This is a genomic window from Streptomyces sp. NPDC021562 (genome assembly GCF_040640875.1).
In the GTDB taxonomy this organism is placed as follows: Bacteria; Actinomycetota; Actinomycetes; order Streptomycetales; family Streptomycetaceae; genus Streptomyces.
Map to the genome: position 1 here is coordinate 79,839 of NZ_JBFACN010000026.1, position 20,237 is coordinate 100,075.

The following is a 20,237-nucleotide window of genomic DNA, read 5'->3' on the forward strand; positions in this document are numbered from 1 at the left end:
AGGCGCTGCCGATCACGTCCATCTGATCGGCAGCGGCAGCGCCGTGAGCACCCCCGAGACCGCCACCACCGTCCCGAGCACGGCCACCTCCGCCCGGGCGGGGACGCAGGCGGTCAGCGGGTCGGCCGCCCGGCGCAGCCGGACCCGAGCCCACAGCGCGAGCACGCAGACGACGGCCACGAGGACCACCTTCGCCAGCAGGGTGCGCCCGTACGCCGTCGTCGTCAGCTGGCCCAGGACGGTGGCCGCCGGCATCCGCCGCAGCGAACTCCACACGCCCGTCGCGGTGATCGCCGCCAGCAGTACGGCCGCCACGCGCGCGTAGAGCCCGAGCAGGGCGGCCCCCGCCGCCCGGTCGCGCCGGCGACGCAGCACGCGCAGCGTGTGCAGCAACCCCGCCCACCCACAGCGCCGCGCAGGTCAGGTGCACCAGCGTGAGCGCGGAACCCACCGACGGGGCGTGCTCGGGCGCCGGGTGCGCCCGCAGCGCCTCCGCGACGGCCACCGCCGCCAGCGGCCACACCTGGCCCGCCGGGCGGCGCGAGCGGGCCGTCAGGCCGGCCAGCAGGAAGGCGTTGACCTCCAGCAGCGCCAACCGGCCGTCCCGCGACCGGTACAGGCCGCCCACGTCGACGTCGGCGAGCGCGTGCGGCACCAGGTTGCCCGTCGACACGACCGAGGCGAGCCCCAGCGCCGCCGCGAAACCGGCGACGGCCGCGAACACCGCCCAGCTGCGCGGCCGTTCGGCGGGTGCGTCCGGCAGCCGGCGCGCCAGCCGGTCCACCGACAGCTCGCCCAGCGGCACGCACAGAGCCGCGAACAACACCCCGCGCAACAACGCGACACCGCCCGCCCCGGGCGCCGCGGCCTCCCCGGTGCCGTGCAGCGCGAGCGGCGGCCCGAGCAGCGGCACCAGCGCGGCCACCGCCACCAGGACCAGGAAGACGACGGCCCGGCCGGTCCCGGGACGTGCCGCGCAGCCGCCCGCGGCCTCCTCGGCGGTCGAGCGTGTCAACGTCACCCCAAGGTCTTCACCAGCCATGACAGAACCGGGCAAGTAAAGGAAAACAGCTGCCGGAACGGCATTCCACCCATACGTACGTTTCCGGCCACGACGGTCATGCCCAGCGGGCCGGTTCCGAACCCCACGGCACCGGCCGCCGCGTCCAGTCGACAGGGCCACCTGTGAAGGACAACGGCGGCCGGGCGTACCGCAGTCGGCCCAGCGCGCTGTCCGTCTCCGCGAGCCATGCCTCCGGTCCCGCGTCCGCCTCGCCGGCCTCCGGTTCCGGCTCCAGCTCCGCGGTGAGCCACCGCGCGGTGCGCGCCAGGGCCAGCCGTACGAACCGGCTGCCGCCGTCGTACGACTGCTCGGTCAACGCGCGCAGCACGCCCGCCGCCAGCAGATATCCGGTGCCGTGGTCCAGCGCCTGTGCGGGCAGGGCGCCCGGCCGGTCGGCCGAGCCCTCGATCCCCGCGATGCCGGTGGCGACCTGCACGAGGCTGTCGAAGCCGCGCCGGTCGCCCCACGGCCCGTAGGCGCCCCACGCCGACACCTGGGCCACGACGAGCCCGGGGCGTCGTGCGGCCAGCGCCTCGGGTGTGAGTCCGAACCGGTCCAGCGAGCCGGGCCGGTAGCCGGTGACCACGACGTCCGCCGACGCCAGCAGTTCCTCGAAGGCCGCCCGGTCCGTGCTCAGGTCGAGCGTCGCCGAGCGTTTTCCGAAACCGGTGTCGGCGTGCTGGTCGGCCAGTTCGGGCAGCCACGGCGCGTCCAGGCGCAGCACGTCCGCGCCCAGCAGCCCCAGGGTGCGGGTCGCGACCGGTCCCGCGAGGACCCGGGTGAGATCCAGGACCCGCAGCCCGGCCGCGGGCAGCAGCGGCGCGGCGCCCGCGTCGAGCGGCGCGAGCACGCGCGCGTGCGCACCGTCCAGGCGCCCCCGTTCGACCAGTGGGCGCGCGGCCACCTCGACGGCCTGTCCGTGTGCCGCCCACTCGCCGGGCGAGCGCAGGGCCACGGCGAGCCCGCCGGCGGCGTGGGCCGCGTCCTCCACCGCCACCGCGGGCCGTTCGGCGATCCGCGCCGCGACCGCCTGCGGCGAGGCGCCCTCCGGCAGCCCCAGCGCCGCCCCCAGCCGGGCTCTGTGGTGCGGGTAGTTGGCATGCGTGCGCACCCAGCCGTCGGCCGTACGCCAGAACCGTGACAGCGGCGCGAACGGCACGGGGGCCCGTCCGTCGACCAGCAGCCGCCGTTCGCTGGTGAACGCCGCCGCCACCGCCCCGTCGTCCACCAGGACCGCGGGCACCTCGGCCCGCCCGGTCCGCCGTGCCCCCAGTTCGGCGGCGGCCAGCGCGCACGCGCCGACACACCCGCGGGCGAGCTGCCGTACCGGAAGGCGGGCCGGCAGCGTGCCCGCGCGCGCCACGGTCGTGACCCGCGCGGGCAGCGAGGGATCACCGCCCAGCGCGGACCATGCATAGTTGATCGCAGTCATGACATCACCCATGACTGAACTATGCATGATTGATCGAATCAATATATGAGGGTCACCTGCTGACCGCCGCCAGCGCGTCGGCGATGCCCCAGCCGTAGAAGCCGTTGCGGTTCTTCGAGCCCTCGCACACCGCGTCGACCTTGCCGTCGCCGTTGATGTCGTACGGGTCGGTGCACGGCGTGGCCGTCGCCTCGGCGTACAGCAGGGCCTTCACCAGGGCGGGGGAGGCGTGCGGGTGGGTCGACTTGATCAAGGCGGCGACACCGACGACGTGCGGGGTCGCCATCGACGTACCGGCCATGTAGCCCCATCTGCCGCCCGGCAGCGGACCCAGGATCGAGCCGCTGGTGGCCGGGGGCTGCGGCGCCTGGTAGGCCGTCGAGTCACCGCCGGGGGCGGCGATGTCGATGACGCCGAGTCCGTAATTGGAGAAGGACGACTTGAGGCCCTTCGCCCCGGTCGCCGCGACCGTGACCACCCCCGGCAGCTGGGTCGGGATGTCGAAGCACTTGTGCGGGTCGATCACCCGGTCGCCGGGGGTGCCGTCGTTCGGAGAGACCGGGTCGGTGATCGAGTCGGAGGCCAGGTCGTAGCTCTCGTTGCCCGCCGCGGCCACATTGACGGTGCCCTTGTGCTCCGCGAACAGGGAGGCCCTGGTGATGGCGTCGACGAGTGCCCTCTGGTCCGGGTCGTCGGTGCAGTTGAAGTACCAGGGATCGGTGTAATAGCTGTTGTTCGTGACGTCGATGTGGTGCTCGGCCGCCCACACGAAGCCGCACACCACCGCCTCCGTGTAGAAGTACCCCTGCGAGGTGGCGACCTTGATGCCCGCCACCTTGACGCCCGGCGCGACACCGGTGATGCCTATCCCGTTCTTCGCGCCCGCGATCTCGCCCGCCACGTGCGTCCCGTGCGGGCTCTCCGTCGAACTGGGCCGCCAGGCGCCGTACGTCGTGTCCGGCTTGCCCGAGACGCAGTTGGCGGACTGAGCGGCGGAGAAGTTCGGGGCGATGTCCGGGTGGGTGTCGTCGACGCCGGTGTCGATGACGCCGACGGTGACCTTCGGACTGCCCAGGGTCTTCTCGTGCGCCTTGTCGGCCTTGATGGCGGGCAGGTCCCACTGCAGCGGCTCCAGCGGGTCCTGCCCGTCCGTCGCCCTGGCGTCCGCCGCCGCGACCTGCTGGGAGCTGAGCACCTCGGGGGTGCCGACGTCGGTGGTCGACTGGGCGGGCAGCGGGGCGTTGCGCGTGGCGCCGGCCGAGTCCACGCCCGGCACCCTGCGGATGGTCTTCGCGAAGTCGGCGTTCGAGGAGTGGACGACGATGACGCCGATCTCGTCGTACGCGATCACCACCGAACCGCCGGCCCGGTCGATCGCCCGCCGGACGCGCTCGGAGGTGCCGTGGCCGGGGCGGATGTTGACGACATAACTGAGAGAGGGCGCGTCCGTGGTGGCGGTGCCGAGGGAGGCCGCCCCACCGGTGTCGGCCGCGGACGCGGAGACGTCGGGCAGGAAGGCCAGGGCCGTGGCCAGGGCCATGCCGAGCGGGACGGCGAGGACACGGCGATGGCGCGGCTGGAACACAGTCATGCGGATGAGCCTCCGGTTCGGTCGCGGGACGGACGTGCTGGAACGCGGTCGGATGGGCCGATTGGGCAGGTACATGACGCGTGGTGCAGGGCGAAGGTAACCTCCGCACCCGCCGGCCAGCAATGACCGGAGACCTTCGCGCGATCGACTTCCGAAAGAACCGGCGCGGGTTGAACCCGGCCACGCGTGGCGCCGTGACCTTGGGCAGTGAATGAGGTCACAATCCGCATGTCCGTATCGCGAGGAGACTCCGTGGCAACCGAGACACCACCGCCCTCGAACGCGCAGACCCGGCCCTCCGGCGAGGAGTTCGCCCAGGTGCAGCAGAGTCCGGAGTTCGCCGAACTGCGGCACTCCCACCGCTCCTTCGCCTTCCCGCTGACCTTCGCCTTCATCGCCTGGTACCTGCTGTACGTCCTGCTCTCCAACTACGCGGGCGACTTCATGGGCACCAAGGTCGTCGGCAACATCAACGTCGCCCTGGTCCTCGGCCTCGCCCAGTTCCTCACCACGTTCCTCATCGCCTGGTGGTACGCCCGGCACGCGGCCACCAAGCTCGACCCCGCGGCCGAGGCCATCAGGTCCAGGACGGAGGGCGGCGCATGAGTCCCGCACCGCACACCGCCCTGCTGGCCGCGGGCGAGGCCAGCGACCACCGGACGCTGATCATCACCCTGTTCGCGGTGTTCGTCGCCGCGACCCTGGTCATCACCGTCTGGGCCGGCCGCCAGACCAAGGGCGCCGCGGACTTCTACGCGGGCGGCCGCCAGTTCACCGGCTTCCAGAACGGCCTCGCCGTCTCCGGCGACTACATGTCCGCCGCGTCCTTCCTCGGCATCGCCGGCGCCATCGCCCTCTTCGGCTACGACGGCTTCCTGTACTCCATCGGCTTCCTGGTCGCCTGGCTCGTCGCCCTGCTCCTGGTCGCCGAACCGCTGCGCAACTCCGGCCGCTACACGATGGGCGACGTGCTCGCGTACCGCATGCGCCAGCGCCCGGTCCGCACCGCGGCCGGCACCTCCACCATCGTCGTGTCGATCTTCTACCTGCTGGCCCAGATGGCGGGCGCGGGCGTCCTGGTCTCCCTCCTCCTCGGCATCACCAGCGACGCCGGCAAGATCGGCATCGTCGCCCTGGTCGGCGTCCTGATGATCGTCTACGTCACCATCGGCGGCATGAAGGGCACCACCTGGGTCCAGATGGTCAAGGCCGTGCTGCTCATCGCGGGCGCCCTGCTGCTGACCTTCATGGTGCTGGCCAAGTTCCACTTCAACATCTCCGACCTGCTCGGCAGGGCCGCCGACAACAGCGGCAAGGGTTCCGCCTTCCTGGAGCCCGGCCTGAAGTACGGCGCCACCGGCACCAGCAAGCTGGACTTCCTCTCCCTCGGCATCGCCCTGGTCCTGGGCACCGCGGGCCTGCCGCACATCCTGATCCGCTTCTACACCGTGCCCACCGCGAAGGCCGCCCGTAAGTCCGTCATCTGGGCGATCGGCCTGATCGGAGCCTTCTACCTGATGACCCTCGCCCTCGGCTTCGGCGCGGCCGCGCTGATCAAACCGGACGAGATCATCGCCTCCAACAAGGCCGGCAACACCGCGGCCCCCCTGCTCGCCCTGCACCTGGGCGGTGTCGACTCCAACTGGGGCGCCATCCTGCTGGCCACCATCTCGGCGGTCGCCTTCGCGACGATCCTCGCCGTGGTCGCCGGCCTGACCCTCGCCTCGTCCTCCTCCTTCGCCCACGACATCTACGCCAACGTCATCAAGAAGGGGCAGGCCACCGAGAAGCAGGAACTGGGCGCGGCCCGCTGGGCCACCGTCGGCATCGGCGCGGTCTCGATCGTCCTCGGCGCCCTCGCCCGCGACCTGAACGTCGCCGGCCTGGTCGCCCTCGCCTTCGCGGTCGCCGCCTCCGCCAACCTGCCGACCATCCTCTACAGCCTCTTCTGGAAGAGGTTCACCACCGCGGGGGCGCTCTGGTCGATCTACGGCGGCCTGGTCACCGCGGTCGGTCTGGTGCTGTTCTCGCCGGTGGTGTCCGGCAAGGAGACGTCGATGTTCCCGCACGCCGACTTCCACTGGTTCCCGCTGGAGAACCCGGGCATCATCTCGATCCCGGTCGGATTCCTCCTCGGCGTGGTGGGCACCCTGCTGTCCAAGGAGGCCCCGGACGCCGCCAAGTACGCGGAGCTGGAGGTGCGGTCGCTCACCGGCACCGGAGCGCACTGAGGTTCGTACGACCGGCCGCGCCGACGGGATCGTAGGGTCCTACGACGCGGCCGGTCGTACCTCGTGAGATCGGGCCCCTCCCGATGTCAGTGCCGTCACGTAGGCTCACAGATGACGGCAGAACCGGATTGGATCGAGGGAGGGGGCCCACGTGCTCGTCGACACCTACGGCCGGGTGGCCACCGACCTGCGAGTGTCGCTGACCGACCGCTGCAACCTGCGCTGTACGTACTGCATGCCCGAGGAGGGCCTGCAGTGGCTGGCCAAGCCCGATCTGCTCACCGACGACGAGATCGTCCGGCTGATCGACATCGCCGTGCGGCTGCTGGGCGTCGAGGAGGTCCGCTTCACCGGTGGCGAGCCGCTGCTGCGCCCGGGGCTGACCGGCATCGTGGAGCGGGTGGCCGCCCTGGAGCCCCGCCCCCGGATGTCCCTGACCACCAACGGCATCGGCCTGCGCCGGACCGCCGCTGCCCTGAAGACGGCCGGCCTCGACCGGGTGAACGTCTCGCTCGACACGCTCCGTCCCGACGTCTTCAAGACCCTCACCCGCCGGGACCGCCACCGCGACGTCCTCGACGGCCTGCGGGCGGCCCGCGACGCGGGCCTCACCCCGGTCAAGGTGAACACCGTCCTGATGCCGGGGCTGAACGAGGACGAGGCCCCCGACCTGCTGGCCTGGGCGGTCGCCCACGACTACGAACTGCGCTTCATCGAGCAGATGCCGCTGGACGCGCAGCACGGCTGGAAGCGGGACAGCATGGTGACGGCCGACGACATCCTGGCCTCGCTGCGCACCCGCTTCGACCTCACGGCCGAGGGCGCGGACGACCGCGGCTCGGCCCCGGCGGAGCGCTGGCTGGTGGACGGCGGCCCGCACCGCGTCGGCGTCATCGCCTCCGTCACCCGCCCGTTCTGCGCGGCCTGCGACCGCACCCGCCTCACGGCCGACGGGCAGATACGCACCTGCCTGTTCGCACGCGAGGAGACCGACCTGCGCGGCGCGCTCCGCTCCGGCGCGCCGGACGAGGAGATCGCCCGCCTCTGGCGGCTGGCCATGTGGGGCAAGAAGGCGGGAGCGGGCCTGGACGACCCCTCGTTCATCCAGCCGGACCGGCCGATGTCCGCGATCGGCGGCTAGAGTCGGCTACCGCTCGGCCGACTCCCACTCCCGCAGTGACACGACGTCCTTCAGGAAACCCCGCACCCCCAGGAACTGCGCGAGATGTTCCCGGTGCTCCTCGCAGGCGAGCCAGGTCTTCCGCCGCTCGGGGGTGTGAATCTTCGGGTTGTTCCAGGCCAGCACCCACACCGCGGCGGCCCGGCAGCCCTTCGCTGAACAGATGGCGTCACTCACTGCTTCGTCTCACAGAAAAAACCCCGCAAAACAAGGCGACGCCGAGCAGCCACGGGGGGAGCTGCCCGGCGTCGGTCCGTCGCTCCGACGGGGGATGCGGAGCGCGTACGAAGTATGTCATGGGTCACCCTCGGCCCGGCACTGGAACAGCATGATTGATCTGAGCTTTTCTTGAGCTTTGTGGCGGGACGTCGTCCGCTTGCGTCGCGCCCCCGACGCTCAGACCGACTCCGGCCGCTCCCCGCGCACCCCCGCCGGCGGGTCCGCCGACGCGTCCTTCGGGACCGTTTCCGCAGGAGGGTCCTCCACCCGCGGCGGCGTGATCATCAGCCGGGTGGGCGCGACACCGAACGTCGACGGAAGCGACGGCGGCCGTTCCCGTCCCGCGTTGGCGATGACGACCGCGACATAGGGGAGCAACGCGCCGAGCACCAACGCCACGACGGCCACGTACCGTTCGACGTTCCACAGCGTGGCCGCGAGGATCACGGACACGGTGCGGATCGTCATCGAGATGACGTACCGCCGCTGCCGGCCCCGCACGTCCTCGGCCAGGCCCGTACGGGCCCCGGTGATCCGGAACACCTGGACGTTGCCGCCGCCGCGCTGCTTCCGCGTCACAATCCACCATCCGCCCGCATCGGACTCTCCCCGGCCCTGACCCCGTCCGCACCCGCTCGGGGAACCGGGCCAGGACCCTTTCCACGGTACGCCGCACCTGCGCCGCCTTCGAGACCGGGTCGCCCACCCGCCTGCGTGAACACCCTGCGCCGTACCGCGTACGGACGCACCGACATGCGCCGTACGGCGCCCGGCCCGAGACTTGGCGTAATGCTCACGTCGAGCCGGACGAGGAGGCAGCCATGGGCTGGTTGTGGGCGATCATCGTGGGTTTCGTGCTGGGCCTCATCGCGAAAGCGATCATCCCCGGCAAGCAGCACTGCCCGCTCTGGCTCACGACGATCTTCGGCATGCTGGGCGCGATCGCCGGCAACGCGATCGCCGCCGCCTTCGGCGTGGCGTCGACGAAGGGCATCGACTGGACCCGCCACCTCTTCCAGCTCATCGCCGCGATCATCATCGTGGCCCTGGGCGACATGGTCTACATGGCGACACTGGGCAAGCGAAAGTACCGGACCTGAACCTCGGCCGCACAGCGCCCGTGGGGGTGCGGGCAGCACACCCGCACCCCGACGGCTGCTACGAACCCACGACCTCCACGGCCGCCAGGTTCTTCTTGCCCCGCCGCAGCACCAGCCACCGTCCGTGCAGCAGCTCGTCCCCGGAGGGCACCGCGTCCTCGGCGGTCACCTTCACGTTGTTCACGTAGGCACCGCCCTCCTTCACCGTCCGGCGGGCGGCGGACTTGCTGGCCACCAGCCCGACCTCGGCGAACAGATCGACCACCGGACCGAGCTCGGTCACCTGGACGTGCGGCACCTCGAAGAGCGCCGCCGCCAGCGTCCGCTCGTCCAGCTCCGCCAGCTCGCCCTGACCGAACAGCGCCTTGGACGCGGCGATCACCGCGGCCGTCTGGTCGGCCCCGTGGACCAGCGTCGTCAGCTCCTCGGCCAGCGCCCGCTGCGCGGCCCGCGCCTGCGGCCGCTCCTGGGTCTGCTTCTCCAGCTCCTCCAGCTCCGCACGGGACTTGAAGGACAGGATCCGCATGTACGAGGAGATGTCCCGGTCGTCCACGTTCAGCCAGAACTGGTAGAACGCGTACGGCGTGGTCATCTCGGCGTCGAGCCAGATGGCACCGCCCTCGGTCTTGCCGAACTTGGTGCCGTCCGCCTTCGTCATCAGCGGCGTCGCCAGCGCGTGCACCTCGGCACCCGGCTCCAGGCGGTGGATCAGGTCCAGCCCGGCCGTGAGGTTGCCCCACTGGTCGCTGCCACCCTGCTGCAGCGTGCAGCCGTACCGCCGGAACAGCTGGAGGAAGTCCATGCCCTGGAGGATCTGGTAGCTGAACTCCGTGTAGCTGATGCCCTGGTCGGACTCCAGGCGACGGGCCACGGAGTCCTTGGTCAGCATCTTGTTGACACGGAAGTGCTTGCCGATGTCCCGCAGGAACTCGATCGCCGACAGGCCCTCGGTCCAGTCGAGGTTGTTGACCATGACGGCCGCGTTCTCACCCTCGAAGGACAGGAACGGCTCGATCTGGGCGCGGAGCCTGCCGACCCAGCCGGCGACCGTCTCCGGGTCGTTCAGCGTGCGCTCGGCCGTCGGGCGGGGGTCGCCGATCAGACCCGTCGCCCCGCCCACCAGCGCCAGCGGACGGTGTCCCGCCTGCTGGAGCCGGCGCACCGTGAGCACCTGCACCAGGTGCCCGACGTGCAGGGACGGCGCGGTCGGGTCGAAACCGCAATAGAACGTGACGGGACCGTCCGCGAGCGCCTTGCGCAAAGCGTCCTCGTCAGTGGACAGGGAGAACAGCCCCCGCCACTTCAGCTCGTCGACGATGTCCGTCACGGTTCTCGTATCTCCTTGAATGATCCTCGGGCGGTCGCACGACCACCGGCTACGAGGTTATACGCCCTGGCTGACAGAGCTCATATTGAAGTCGGGCACCCGCAGCGCGGGCATCGCAGCCCTAGTGAACCAGTCGCCCCACTCCCGCGGCAGCGTCTTTTCCGTGCGCCCGGCCTCCGTGGCCCGCCCGAGCAGGTCCACCGGTGACTCGTTGAACCGGAAGTTGTTCACCTGCCCGGTGACCTGGCCGTTCTCCACCAGGTACACGCCGTCCCGGGTCAGGCCGGTGAGCAGCAGCGTCGCCGGGTCGACCTCCCGGATGTACCAGAGGCAGGTCAGCAGCAGCCCGCGCCCGGTGTCCGCGACCATCTCCTCCAGCGAGCGGTCCGACCCGCCGTCCAGGATCAGGTTCCCGCCCGCCGGCGCGACCGGCAGCCCGGTGAGAGCCGCGGTGTGCCGGGTGGTCGTCAGATGGGCCAGCTCGCCGTTCGCGATCCACTCGGTGGGGCCGACCGGCAGCCCGTTGTCGAAGACGGACTGGTCACCGCCGGAGGAGTGCGCGACGACGAAGGGCGCGCACTCCAGGCCCGGCTCGTTCGGGTCGCTGCGCAGGCTCAGCGGCAGGTCGGTGAGCTTCTCGCCGACGCGGGTGCCGCCGCCCGGCTTGGAGAACACCGTCCGCCCCTCGGCCGCGTCCCGCCCCGAGGCCGACCACAGCTGGTAGATCAGCAGGTCGGCGACGGCGGTCGGCGGCAGCAGCGTCTCGTAGCGGCCCGCAGGCAGGTCCACGCGCCGCTCCGCCCAGCCGAGCCGTACGGCCAGCTCCGCGTCGAGCGCGCCCGGGTCGACGTCCTTGAAGTCCCGCGTGGACCGCCCCGCCCAGGCCGACCGGGTGCGGTCCGGCGACTTGGCGTTCAGTTCGAGGGTGCCGTTCGGCTGGTCGTGCCGCAGCCGCAGCCCCGCCGAGGTGCCCACATACGTCGACACCAGCTCGTGGTTGGCGAATCCGTACAGCTCCCGGCCACCGGCACGCGCGCGTGCGAAGGCCTCGCCGAGCGCCGGGGCGAAGTCCGCGAACACGGCGGAGGAGGTCTCGGCGGGCGCGTCCGTGAAGTCCGGTGCCTCCGGGACGCCCGTGACCAGCGGCTGAGCGTCCTCGGCGGGACCGGCTCCGCGTGCGGCGGCCTCCGCGGCCCGCACCAACGGCTCCAGGTCGTCCGCCGTCACGGCCGACCGGGACACGACACCGGAGGCCGTGCCCTCCTTGCCGTCGACGGTCGCCACGACGGTGAGCGAACGCCCGCGCGTGACGCCGTTCGTGGTGAGCGCGTTGCCGGCCCAGCGCAGGTTGGCGCTGGAGTGCTCGTCGGCGATGACCACGCAGCCGTCGGCCCGGGACAGTTCGAGAGCGCGCTCGACGATCTCGTGCGGCTTGGTGGTGCTACGGGCGCTCATCGACCGGCCTCCTGGGTGGTGTTGAGACTGTGCTTTCCCGGGGGATAACCCCCGGACCCCCAGCCGAGCCCTGCACTGACGTTCATCGACCGGCCTCCTGGGTGGTGTTGAGGATGTTCACGCCCCTGAAGAGGGCCGAGGGGCAGCCGTGGGAGACGGCGGCGACCTGCCCCGGCTGGGCCTTGCCGCAGTTGAAGGCGCCGCCGAGGACGTACGTCTGCGGGCCGCCGACGGCCGCCATGGAGCCCCAGAAGTCGGTGGTCGTCGCCTGGTAGGCGACGTCGCGCAGCTGACCGGTGATCCGCCCGTTCTCGATCCTGAAGAACCGCTGGCCGGTGAACTGGAAGTTGTAGCGCTGCATGTCGATGGACCAGGACCGGTCGCCCACCACGTAGATCCCGCGGTCGACCCCGCCGATCAGGTCTTCGGTGGACAGCCCGGCCGGGTCCGGCCGCAGCGACACGTTGGCCATGCGCTGCACCGGCACGTGCCCGGGGGAGTCCGCGTACGCGCACCCGTTGGAGCGTTCGAAACCGGTCAGCTTGGCGATCCTGCGGTCCAGCTGGTAGCCGACGAGCGTGCCGTCCTTGATCAGGTCCCAGGACTGGCCCGCGACGCCCTCGTCGTCGTAGCCGATGGTCGCCAGGCCGTGCTCGGCGGTGCGGTCGCCGGTGACGTTCATCAGCTCGGAGCCGTACTTCAACGTGCCGAGCTGGTCGAAGGTGGCGAAGGAGGTGCCGGCGTAGGCGGCCTCGTAGCCGAGCGCGCGGTCCAGCTCGGTGGCGTGCCCGATCGACTCGTGGATGGTCAGCCACAGGTTGGACGGGTCGACCACCAGGTCGTACAGGCCCGCCTCGACGCTCGGCGCCCGCATCTTCTCGGCGAGCAGCTCCGGGATCTGCTCCAGCTCGCCGTCCCAGTCCCAGCCGGTGCCAGTGAGGTACTCCCAGCCGCGTCCGACCGGCGGCGCGACGGTCCGCATCGAGTCGAACTCGCCGCTGGAGCCGTCCACGGACACGGCGGTCAGCTCCGGATGCAGCCGCACCCGCTGCTGGGTGGTGACGGTCCCCGCCGTGTCCGCGTAGAACTTGTTCTCGTGCACGGTGAGCAGCGAGGCGTCGACGTGGTCGACCCCCTTCGCGGCCAGCAGCCGCGCGCTCCACTGGGCGAGCAGCCCGGCCTTCTCCTCGTCCGGCACGGTGAAGGGGTCGATCTCGTACGACGAGATCCACGTCCGGTCCTCGTGCACCGGCTCGTCGGCCAGCTCCACCCGCTCGTCCGACCCCGCCGCCCTGATCACCTGGGCGGACAGCTTCGCCATGGCCACCGCCTGCGACGCGACCCTGGCCGCGGCGTCGAGGCTCAGGTCCACCCCGGACGCGAAGCCCCAGCTGCCCCCGTGCACCACCCGGACCGCGTACCCGAGGTCGGTGGTGTCCGAGGACCCGGAGGGCTTGGCGTCCCGCAGCCGCCAGGACGCGCTGCGCACCCGCTCGAACCGGAAGTCCGCGTGCTCGGCCCCGAGCGCACGCGCGCGTGCCAGCGCGGCGTCGGCCAGGGCCCTCAGCGGAAGTGCCAGAAACGACTGATCGATTTCATGGGGCACGGGTGGGAATCCCTTCGAGGTGCTTCCGTGGTGACCGTCACACGCAGTGAATCACGTCCCGGTGCCCGCCTTTGCCGTTCGTCCGGCGACTGTAGAAACCCGACAGCGACACCCCTCAGCCACTGTCGGTGCCCGCTTGCCCGCGGTGCTGGCGGGACCGATAGGTTTTCGCTGAAGCCACCTGTGATCCAGCTGTTCGGGCGGGTGGTCAGACCGAACGAAAGGGTGATCCGTTGAGCCGCTCGGTTCTCGTCACTGGAGGCAACCGGGGCATCGGCCTCGCCATCGCCCGTGCTTTCGCCGACGCCGGCGACAAGGTGGCCATCACGTACCGCTCGGGTGAGCCGCCGGCCGGCTTCCTGGCCGTCAAGTGCGACATCACCGACTCCGAGCAGGTGGAGCAGGCCTACAAGGAGATCGAGGACGCGCACGGCCCGGTCGAAGTCCTGATCGCCAACGCCGGCATCACCAAGGACACGCTGCTGATGCGGATGTCCGAGGAGGACTTCACCTCGGTCATCGACACCAACCTCACCGGCACCTTCCGCGTGGTCAAGCGCGCCAACCGCGGCATGCTGCGCGCCAAGAAGGGCCGCGTCGTCCTCATCTCCTCGGTCGTCGGCCTCTACGGCGGCCCCGGCCAGGCCAACTACGCCGCCTCCAAGGCCGCCCTGGTCGGCTTCGCGCGCTCCCTCGCCCGGGAGCTGGGTTCGCGCAACATCACCTTCAACGTCGTCGCGCCCGGCTTCGTCGACACCGACATGACGAAGGTGCTCACCGACGAGCAGCGGGCCGGCATCGTGTCGCAGGTGCCGCTGGGCCGGTACGCGCAGCCCGAGGAGGTCGCCGCGACGGTGCGGTTCCTGGCCTCGGACGACGCCTCATACATCACTGGAGCCGTCATCCCTGTTGACGGCGGACTGGGAATGGGTCACTGATCACCATGAGTGGAATCCTCGAGGGCAAGCGGATCCTGATCACGGGTGTGCTGATGGAGTCCTCCATCGCCTTCCACGCGGCCAAGCTGGCCCAGGAGCAGGGCGCGGAGATCATCCTCACCGCGTTCCCGCGGCCCACGCTGACCGAGCGCATCGCCAAGAAGCTGCCCAAGCCCGCCAAGGTCATCGAGCTCGACGTCACCAACGACGAGCACCTCGGCCGGCTGGCTGACCTCGTCGGCGAGGAGCTCGGCGGCCTCGACGGCGTCGTCCACTCCATCGGCTTCGCGCCGCAGGACGCGCTCGGCGGCAACTTCCTCAACACGCCGTTCGAGTCCGTCGCCACCGCCATGCACGTCTCGGCGTACTCCCTGAAGTCGCTGACCATGGCCTGCCTGCCGCTGATGCAGAACGGCGGCTCGGTCGTCGGCCTCACCTTCGACGCGCAGTACGCCTGGCCGCAGTACGACTGGATGGGCCCGGCCAAGGCCGCCCTGGAGGCCACCAGCCGCTACATCGCGCGCGACCTGGGCAAGCAGAACATCCGCTGCAACCTCATCTCGGCCGGCCCGCTCGCCTCCATGGCCGCCAAGTCCATCCCGGGCTTCAGCGACCTGGCCGCGGTCTGGGACCACCGCTCCCCGCTGGAGTGGGACCTGAAGGACCCGGAGCCGGCCGGCAGGGGCATCGTCGCCCTGCTGAGCGACTGGTTCCCGAAGACCACCGGCGAGATCATCCACGTGGACGGCGGTCTGCACGCCATCGGCGCCTGACCGGCGGACCGGAAGCAGTGTCACCGAGGCCCGTCTCCCCGGCAGGGGAGGCGGGCCTCACCCGTTCGGGCCACCGGCCGGGCCGCCGTGGCCGGGGCGGCGCACCCTGGAAGGGCGTCGGATCCCGCGTCCAGCGCGCGATGTCCCTCCCCAGCCCGGCCGAGGAGGTCCCCTTGTGCGCCTGTCCCGCAGCCTGGCCCCGGTGACCGCGGCCCTCGTCCTGGTGCTCGCCCTGCCGTACGACGCCGCGTCCCTCGCGCGCGTGCCGAGCGGTCACGAGCCCGCCCCGCAGCCGTTCGGCGCGTCCTGCCGGACGACGGTCCGCGGCTCCCATGTGGTCGCCTACTGCCACAACCCCTACGTGGACACCGACCGGATCCGGCTGCACGTCGAGTGTGCCGAGTGGTGGGACATCGACACCGACAGCCCGCCGGCCGACACCGGGCCCGCGATGACCGTACGGCTCTCCGGACGCTGCTGGAAGGACGTCCGCGCGGCCTGGGTCAGTCACCAGAAGGTCGGCTGAGCCGGCCCGGACGGCACTGGAACGGGTAGCTGCCCGCCTCCTTCGCGGCCGTGTCCGCGTCGCCCGCGCGGATCGCCTCGACCAGCCGGGCGTGGTCCATGTACGTCTCCGGCGTCAGCTCGGCGCCGACGTCGGCGCGCAGCCAGTCCCGCAGCACCTCGCCCAGGTCGGCGTACATCGCCGTCATCACGTCGTTGTGCGAGGCGGCCACCACGGCGAGGTGGAAGGTCGCGTCGGCCGTCACGAAGTCCTCCGCCTCGCCCGACTCCCAGGCCCGCTCACGGCGCGCCAGCAGGGCGTCGAGCTGCCGGAGGTCCTTGTCGGAACGCCGTACGGCGGCCAGCCGGGCCGCGGTCGACTCCAGCGTGGCGCGCAGCTCCGCGATGTGCCGGGGGTCGGCGTCGGCGAACCGGCGGTGCATCACACCCGCCAGCTCACTGGTCGCCACGACGTACGTGCCGGAACCCTGGCGGATGTCCAGCAGGCCGTTGTGCGCCAGCGCGCGCACCGCCTCGCGGACGGTGTTGCGGGCCACGCCCAGCTGCTCGACCAGTTCGGGCTCGGTGGGGATGCGCGAGCCCACCGGCCACTCGCCCGAGGCGATCTGGTTCCGCAGCTCGGCGATGACCTGCTCGGACAGCGCCGACCGGCGCGGATGGCTCAGAGGCATGGCACACCTTCGCACGCGAGGACCGGGCGAGGGCGGTCGGGCCCGCCCGGAGGTGGACAACCAATCATCCTATGATTCTATGATGGCCTCATGGCAGGCGAGAATTCCAGGACGACGACACCCGCGACGACGACACCCGCGACCACCTCCCCGACGGCACGTCCGGCGACGCGCGCGCGGGGCGCCGGGCAGTCCGCACGCGGGTGGACGACCCGGCTCTTCGTCGTCGGCATCCTGCTGGCCGCCCTCAACCTCCGGCCCGCCATCACCAGCCTCGGGGCGCTCCTGGAGGAGGTCCGCGACGGGCTGGGCATGAGCGGCAGCGTGGCCGGGCTGCTCACCTCCGTGCCCCCGCTGTGCTTCGCCGTCTTCGGAGTCATGGCCCCCCGCCTCGCCCGCCGCTTCGGACCGCCGGCGGTGGTGTGCGCCGGCATGGTGGCCATCACGGCCGGCCTGCTGATCCGGCCGTACGCAGGGGGCACGGCCGGATTCCTGGCCGGCAGCGCACTCGCGCTCATGGGCATCGCCGTCAGCAACGTGCTGATGCCGGTCATCGTCAAGCGCTGGTTCCCCGACCGGGTCGGCTCCATGACCGGCCTGTACTCGATGGCCCTCGCCGCCGGTACCTCGATCGCCGCCGCGGTGACCGTGCCCATGACCGGCGCCCTGGGCGGCAGCTGGCGGACCGGCCTCGCCGTCTGGGCCGCGCTCGCCGCGGCAGCCGTGCTGCCGTGGGTTCCGCTGGTACGGGACCGGGGCCCGGCGGCCCCGACGGGCGGGGCACGCGCGCGTGCGGAGCAGGAGCCGCCCGCCCTGCGGATCACCCGCAGCCGTACCGCATGGGCACTCGCCGTGTTCTTCGGACTCCAGGCCACCGCCGCCTACATCACGATGGGCTGGATGGCCCAGATCTTCCGGGACGCGGGGGTACCCGCGAGCACGGCCGGGCTGCTGCTGGCCGTCACCATGGTGATGGGCGTGCCGCTGGCCTTCGTCATCCCGCGCGTGGCCACCCGGCTCCCGCACCAGGGCCCGATCGTGGTCGCGCTCGGCGTCTGCGGCCTCGCCGGATACGCCGGCCTGTACCTCGCGCCCGCCGCCGGGGCCTGGGCCTGGGCGGTGCTGCTCGGCGTCTCGAACTGCGCCTTCCCGCTGGCGCTCACCATGGTCGGGATGCGGTCCAGGACCGGCGCGGGCGTCGCGCAGCTGTCGGCCTTCGCCCAGAGCACCGGCTACCTCATCTCCATTCCCGGCCCGCTGCTGGTGGGCGTGCTGTACCAGAGCAGCGGCGGCTGGGGGGTGCCGATCCTCCTCATGGTCGTGCTGATGGTCCCGCAGATGGTCGTCGGCTGGCTGGCGGGCCGCGACCGCACGGTGGAGGACGAGGCCGCCTCGACCGGCTGACCGCCCCGCGGCCACGCCGGTCCGGCCCGACACGGCACGCACCCGCCCGGCTCGCTCCGACACGCCGAAGGGCGGTTGCGGCCACCCCGCCCGCCTCCGCCCCTTCGGCAGGTGCCAGACTGGCCCCATGCCAGTGCTCGACCCGAACCCCCAGAACGGTCAGAAGAAGATGCTGATCGTCTTCGGCTCGTTCTTCGCCATCTTCATCGTCATCGCCGTCATCGCGACCCTCGCGTCCCCCTGACCACCGCCCCGACGGGCGGCCGGCCGACGGCCGAGGGACGGCCGGTGGTGGGGCTATCCCCCCATCCCCTAGGGGGTCAGGGTCAGGGTCAAGTGGGTGGGTCACCGGATGGGTCGGGGGCCCCGGATTCCGTAGCTTCGAGGTGTGGCCGCGAGAGGCGGTCACCGGACCACGGAGACCAGCGGAGGCGATCATGCCGACCCGAACGCACACCCGGCCCCACCCGGCGACCCCGGGCCGTGCCGACATCCGGCTCCCCTGGTGGGCGCTCGCCCTCCCCGCGCTCGCCTTCGTCTCGCTGCTGCTGCTGATACTGAACCCGGCGGACGCCCACGCGGCCACCGGCGACCCGGCCGTCACCCACCTTTTCGAGCGCGTCCAGCACATGGTCTCCCGTTAGCGCGCCCCGCCCCGCGGACCGGGCGGAGCCGCATGTCAACTCCCTGCGCCCGATGGCCTGTTTCATGCGAAGCTGGGTGTCATGAGCGTCGCAGAACCCCGCAGGATCGTCTTCTTCCGCCATGCGAAAGCCGACTGGCCACAGGTGACCGACCACGAGCGACCGCTCGCTGACCGGGGCCGTACGGACGCCGCCGTCGCCGGACGCAAGCTGGCGGACAGCGGCATCCCCTTCGACCTGGCCCTGTGCTCCACCTCCGTGCGTACCCGGGAGACCTGGAAACTCGCGGTCCACGAGCTCGCGCACCGGCCGAAAACCGTCTATGAGGAGCGGGTGTACGAGGCCTCGCCGGGCGAGCTCGTCGCCGTACTCAACGAGGTGCCCGACGATGTACAGAACGTCATCCTCATCGGTCACAACCCCGGCGTGCACGGCGTGGCCGAGATCCTGGCGGGCACGGCCGAGAGCGACGCCCGCGAGCGGATGAACCGCCGGGGCTTTCCCGCCGCCGCCTTCGCCGTCTTGACGTTCGAGGGCTCCTGGAAGGCCCTGGAACCGGGCGTGGCCACGCTCACGGACTACTGGGCGCCCTCCGAGTGAGACCGGCGCGTGGCCGCCGTACGACGGACGGCGGCCACGCGGCACGACCAGGGCCCGACACCGATCCGCTCGGTGCCGGGCCCCTTCGCGGCCGTGTGCCGGCGGTTCAGCCCTCGTCGACGGTGTCCGCCGCCTCCACCTCTTCACGGGTGACGCCCAGCAGGTACAGGACCGTGTCCAGGAACGGGAAGTTCACCGCCGTGTGCGCGGCCTCGCGGACCACCGGCTTGGCGTTGAAGGCGACCCCGAGACCCGCCGCGTTCAGCATGTCCAGGTCGTTGGCGCCGTCACCGATGGCCACCGTCTGCGACAGCGGCACGCCCGCCTCGGCCGCGAACCGGCGCAGCAGCCGCGCCTTCCCCGCCCGGTCCACGATCTCGCCGGTCACCCGGCCGGTCAGCTTTCCGTCGACGATCTCCAGGGTGTTGGCCTGGGCGAAGTCCAGCCCCAGCCGCTCCCGCAGGTCGTCGGTGACCTGGGTGAATCCGCCCGAGACGACCCCGACTTGGTAGCCGAGCCGCTTCAGCGTGCGGATCAGGGTCCGTGCTCCCGGCGTCAGCCGCACATCGGCGCGCACCTTCTGCACCACCGACTCGTCCAGCCCCTTCAGCAGGGCCACGCGCGCGTGCAGCGACTGCTCGAAGTCCAGCTCACCGCGCATCGCGGCCGCGGTCACCTCGGCGACCTGGTCCTCGCAGCCGGCGTGTGCGGCGAAGAGCTCGATCACCTCGTCCTGGATGAGCGTCGAGTCCACGTCCATGACGACCAGCCGCTGAGCCCGCCGGTGCAGACCGGCCGCGACGACCGCGATGTCCACGCCGAGTTCCGCCGCGTCGGAGGCCAGGGCGGTGCGCAGCGGCTCGGTCGCCACGCCGGACACCGCGAACTCCACCGCGGTCACCGGGTACTTGGCGAGCCGGAAGATACGGTCGATGTTGCCGCCGGTCTTGGCGATCCGGGCCGCGATGGCGGCCGTCGACTCGGCGGTCAGGGGGTGGCCTAGGACGGTGACCAGGGAACGGCCGAGACCACGCGGGCGGTTGTCGCCGCGCCCGGAGATGATCTCCGCCTGCATCTTCATCGACTCGGCCCAGCTGTGCACGGTCGCCCTGAGGTCGCCCTCGAGTCCCGCCGGGGGCTGGGTCACCAGCGCGCACAGCACCAGGCGGCCTCGCGTCACGACCTGCTCGATGTCGACCACGTCGACCATGTACGCGGCAAGGGTGTCGAAGAGGCCGGCCGTGATGCCCGGCCTGTCCTTGCCGAAAATCTTGACGAGGAGAGTGGGGACCTCGGAGGTCTGCGGATCGCTCATGGTGTAACCACCGTAACCGGCACGCAGTGCCTGCGGCGCAGGTGGTCCGCCTGACGGACACGGAACAACAGGTGTCGGGCCGGTGTCGGAGGCTTTGCGTCCGGGCGACCAGCGAACACGCGTGCGACGTCGGCGGGCGGTTCGCACCGTATTCCGCCGCATC

20 protein-coding genes and 1 pseudogene are annotated in these 20,237 nt (G+C 71.6%); 11 read left to right on the forward strand and 10 right to left on the reverse strand.

Going from position 1 to position 20,237, the window contains the following annotated elements; genetic code table 11:
- Positions 1-12: 12 nt before the first annotated feature.
- The 3 genes and pseudogenes from AB0G52_RS32345 to AB0G52_RS32355 form a co-directional block, all read right to left on the reverse strand.
- Positions 13-1,042 (reverse strand): annotated as a pseudogene (locus AB0G52_RS32345) (CopD family protein).
- 76 nt (positions 1,043-1,118) lie between these two features.
- On the reverse strand, positions 1,119-2,495 hold the full coding sequence (locus AB0G52_RS32350) for a CoA transferase (protein ID WP_132886004.1): 1,377 nt from the start codon (positions 2,493-2,495) through the stop codon (positions 1,119-1,121).
- A gap of 52 nt (positions 2,496-2,547) precedes the next feature.
- Positions 2,548-4,086 carry a S8 family serine peptidase gene (locus AB0G52_RS32355; protein WP_132886003.1) on the reverse strand — a complete coding sequence of 513 codons (1,539 nt, stop codon included), beginning with the start codon at positions 4,084-4,086 and terminating at the stop codon, positions 2,548-2,550.
- A gap of 252 nt (positions 4,087-4,338) precedes the next feature.
- Here AB0G52_RS32355 and AB0G52_RS32360 point away from each other — a divergent pair, with 252 nt between their 5' ends.
- From AB0G52_RS32360 to moaA, 3 genes are all read left to right on the forward strand, one after another.
- Entirely contained in the window at positions 4,339-4,692 is a 354-nt protein-coding gene (locus tag AB0G52_RS32360) for a DUF485 domain-containing protein (RefSeq protein WP_132886002.1), read from the forward strand.
- Positions 4,689-6,317: a cation acetate symporter gene (locus tag AB0G52_RS32365; RefSeq protein ID WP_132886001.1), complete on the forward strand. Its 1,629-nt coding sequence runs from the start codon at positions 4,689-4,691 to the stop codon at positions 6,315-6,317. Before AB0G52_RS32360 ends, AB0G52_RS32365 begins: the two co-directional genes overlap by 4 nt.
- Positions 6,318-6,468: 151 nt before the next feature.
- Entirely contained in the window at positions 6,469-7,458 is a 990-nt protein-coding gene (gene moaA, locus AB0G52_RS32370) for a GTP 3',8-cyclase MoaA (RefSeq protein WP_132886000.1), read from the forward strand.
- Positions 7,459-7,464: 6 nt separating this feature from the next.
- Here the strand turns inward: moaA and AB0G52_RS32375 are convergent, their stop codons facing one another.
- Entirely contained in the window at positions 7,465-7,674 is a 210-nt protein-coding gene (locus AB0G52_RS32375; RefSeq protein ID WP_132885999.1) for a hypothetical protein, read from the reverse strand.
- Positions 7,675-7,893: 219 nt separating this feature from the next.
- The gene (locus AB0G52_RS32380; protein ID WP_361341243.1) at positions 7,894-8,295 is read right to left on the reverse strand and encodes a DUF3099 domain-containing protein; all 402 of its coding nucleotides are present in this window, start codon (positions 8,293-8,295) and stop codon (positions 7,894-7,896) included.
- Between the two features lie 242 nt (positions 8,296-8,537).
- Between AB0G52_RS32380 and AB0G52_RS32385 the strand changes: the two genes are divergently transcribed.
- Entirely contained in the window at positions 8,538-8,816 is a 279-nt protein-coding gene (locus AB0G52_RS32385) for a GlsB/YeaQ/YmgE family stress response membrane protein (protein ID WP_361341246.1), read from the forward strand.
- A gap of 58 nt (positions 8,817-8,874) precedes the next feature.
- Here the strand turns inward: AB0G52_RS32385 and tyrS are convergent, their stop codons facing one another.
- From tyrS to AB0G52_RS32400, 3 genes are all read right to left on the reverse strand, one after another.
- The gene (gene tyrS / locus AB0G52_RS32390; RefSeq protein ID WP_132885996.1) at positions 8,875-10,143 is read right to left on the reverse strand and encodes a tyrosine--tRNA ligase; all 1,269 of its coding nucleotides are present in this window, start codon (positions 10,141-10,143) and stop codon (positions 8,875-8,877) included.
- Positions 10,144-10,200: 57 nt separating this feature from the next.
- Positions 10,201-11,598, reverse strand: a complete 1,398-nt coding sequence (locus tag AB0G52_RS32395) for a metallopeptidase TldD-related protein (protein WP_361341250.1) — start codon at positions 11,596-11,598, stop codon at positions 10,201-10,203.
- A gap of 82 nt (positions 11,599-11,680) precedes the next feature.
- A complete protein-coding gene (locus tag AB0G52_RS32400; protein ID WP_361341253.1) occupies positions 11,681-13,204 on the reverse strand; it encodes a TldD/PmbA family protein in 1,524 nt (507 codons plus the stop codon).
- Positions 13,205-13,437: 233 nt separating this feature from the next.
- Here AB0G52_RS32400 and fabG point away from each other — a divergent pair, with 233 nt between their 5' ends.
- The 3 genes from fabG (at position 13,438) to AB0G52_RS32415 (ending at position 15,441) form a co-directional block, all read left to right on the forward strand.
- Entirely contained in the window at positions 13,438-14,142 is a 705-nt protein-coding gene (gene fabG, locus AB0G52_RS32405) for a 3-oxoacyl-[acyl-carrier-protein] reductase (protein WP_132885993.1), read from the forward strand.
- A gap of 5 nt (positions 14,143-14,147) precedes the next feature.
- The gene (fabI, locus tag AB0G52_RS32410; protein ID WP_132885992.1) at positions 14,148-14,915 is read left to right on the forward strand and encodes an enoyl-ACP reductase FabI; all 768 of its coding nucleotides are present in this window, start codon (positions 14,148-14,150) and stop codon (positions 14,913-14,915) included.
- A 175-nt stretch (positions 14,916-15,090) separates the two neighbouring features.
- On the forward strand, positions 15,091-15,441 hold the full coding sequence (locus tag AB0G52_RS32415; RefSeq protein ID WP_132885991.1) for a hypothetical protein: 351 nt from the start codon (positions 15,091-15,093) through the stop codon (positions 15,439-15,441).
- Here the strand turns inward: AB0G52_RS32415 and AB0G52_RS32420 are convergent.
- Positions 15,419-16,111, reverse strand: coding sequence for a FadR/GntR family transcriptional regulator (locus tag AB0G52_RS32420; protein ID WP_132885990.1), 693 nt, complete (start codon positions 16,109-16,111; stop codon positions 15,419-15,421). The two genes, AB0G52_RS32415 and AB0G52_RS32420, sit on opposite strands and share 23 nt — an antisense overlap.
- Before the next feature lie 90 nt (positions 16,112-16,201).
- On the opposite strand from AB0G52_RS32420, the gene AB0G52_RS32425 reads away from it, so the two are divergent.
- From AB0G52_RS32425 to AB0G52_RS32440, 4 genes are all read left to right on the forward strand, one after another.
- The gene (locus AB0G52_RS32425) at positions 16,202-17,515 is read left to right on the forward strand and encodes an MFS transporter (protein WP_361341259.1); all 1,314 of its coding nucleotides are present in this window, start codon (positions 16,202-16,204) and stop codon (positions 17,513-17,515) included.
- A gap of 127 nt (positions 17,516-17,642) precedes the next feature.
- Positions 17,643-17,759 carry an SGM_5486 family transporter-associated protein gene (locus tag AB0G52_RS32430; RefSeq protein WP_089107830.1) on the forward strand — a complete coding sequence of 39 codons (117 nt, stop codon included), beginning with the start codon at positions 17,643-17,645 and terminating at the stop codon, positions 17,757-17,759.
- A gap of 193 nt (positions 17,760-17,952) precedes the next feature.
- On the forward strand, positions 17,953-18,159 hold the full coding sequence (locus tag AB0G52_RS32435) for a hypothetical protein (protein ID WP_361341262.1): 207 nt from the start codon (positions 17,953-17,955) through the stop codon (positions 18,157-18,159).
- Positions 18,160-18,240: 81 nt separating this feature from the next.
- Complete coding sequence (locus tag AB0G52_RS32440; RefSeq protein ID WP_132885987.1) at positions 18,241-18,759, forward strand: histidine phosphatase family protein; 519 nt, start codon at positions 18,241-18,243, stop codon at positions 18,757-18,759.
- Positions 18,760-18,865: 106 nt separating this feature from the next.
- Here AB0G52_RS32440 and serB read toward each other — a convergent pair whose 3' ends face one another.
- On the reverse strand, positions 18,866-20,074 hold the full coding sequence (serB, locus tag AB0G52_RS32445) for a phosphoserine phosphatase SerB (RefSeq protein ID WP_132885986.1): 1,209 nt from the start codon (positions 20,072-20,074) through the stop codon (positions 18,866-18,868).
- Positions 20,075-20,237 lie beyond the last annotated feature (163 nt).

Bases quoted from the DNA above. Each gene is read 5' to 3' on its own strand.
- AB0G52_RS32395 (WP_361341250.1), bottom strand. From the start codon at position 11,598: ATGAGCGCCCGTAGCACCACCAAGCCGCACGAGATCGTCGAGCGCGCT.
- serB (WP_132885986.1), bottom strand. From the start codon at position 20,074: ATGAGCGATCCGCAGACCTCCGAGGTCCCCACTCTCCTCGTCAAGATT.
- AB0G52_RS32425 (WP_361341259.1), top strand. From the start codon at position 16,202: ATGGCAGGCGAGAATTCCAGGACGACGACACCCGCGACGACGACACCC.
- AB0G52_RS32355 (WP_132886003.1), bottom strand. From the start codon at position 4,086: ATGACTGTGTTCCAGCCGCGCCATCGCCGTGTCCTCGCCGTCCCGCTC.
- AB0G52_RS32440 (WP_132885987.1), top strand. From the start codon at position 18,241: ATGAGCGTCGCAGAACCCCGCAGGATCGTCTTCTTCCGCCATGCGAAA.
- AB0G52_RS32435 (WP_361341262.1), top strand. From the start codon at position 17,953: ATGCCGACCCGAACGCACACCCGGCCCCACCCGGCGACCCCGGGCCGT.
- fabI (WP_132885992.1), top strand. From the start codon at position 14,148: ATGAGTGGAATCCTCGAGGGCAAGCGGATCCTGATCACGGGTGTGCTG.
- AB0G52_RS32430 (WP_089107830.1), top strand. From the start codon at position 17,643: ATGCCAGTGCTCGACCCGAACCCCCAGAACGGTCAGAAGAAGATGCTG.
- AB0G52_RS32385 (WP_361341246.1), top strand. From the start codon at position 8,538: ATGGGCTGGTTGTGGGCGATCATCGTGGGTTTCGTGCTGGGCCTCATC.
- AB0G52_RS32420 (WP_132885990.1), bottom strand. From the start codon at position 16,111: ATGCCTCTGAGCCATCCGCGCCGGTCGGCGCTGTCCGAGCAGGTCATC.
- AB0G52_RS32350 (WP_132886004.1), bottom strand. From the start codon at position 2,495: ATGACTGCGATCAACTATGCATGGTCCGCGCTGGGCGGTGATCCCTCG.
- AB0G52_RS32365 (WP_132886001.1), top strand. From the start codon at position 4,689: ATGAGTCCCGCACCGCACACCGCCCTGCTGGCCGCGGGCGAGGCCAGC.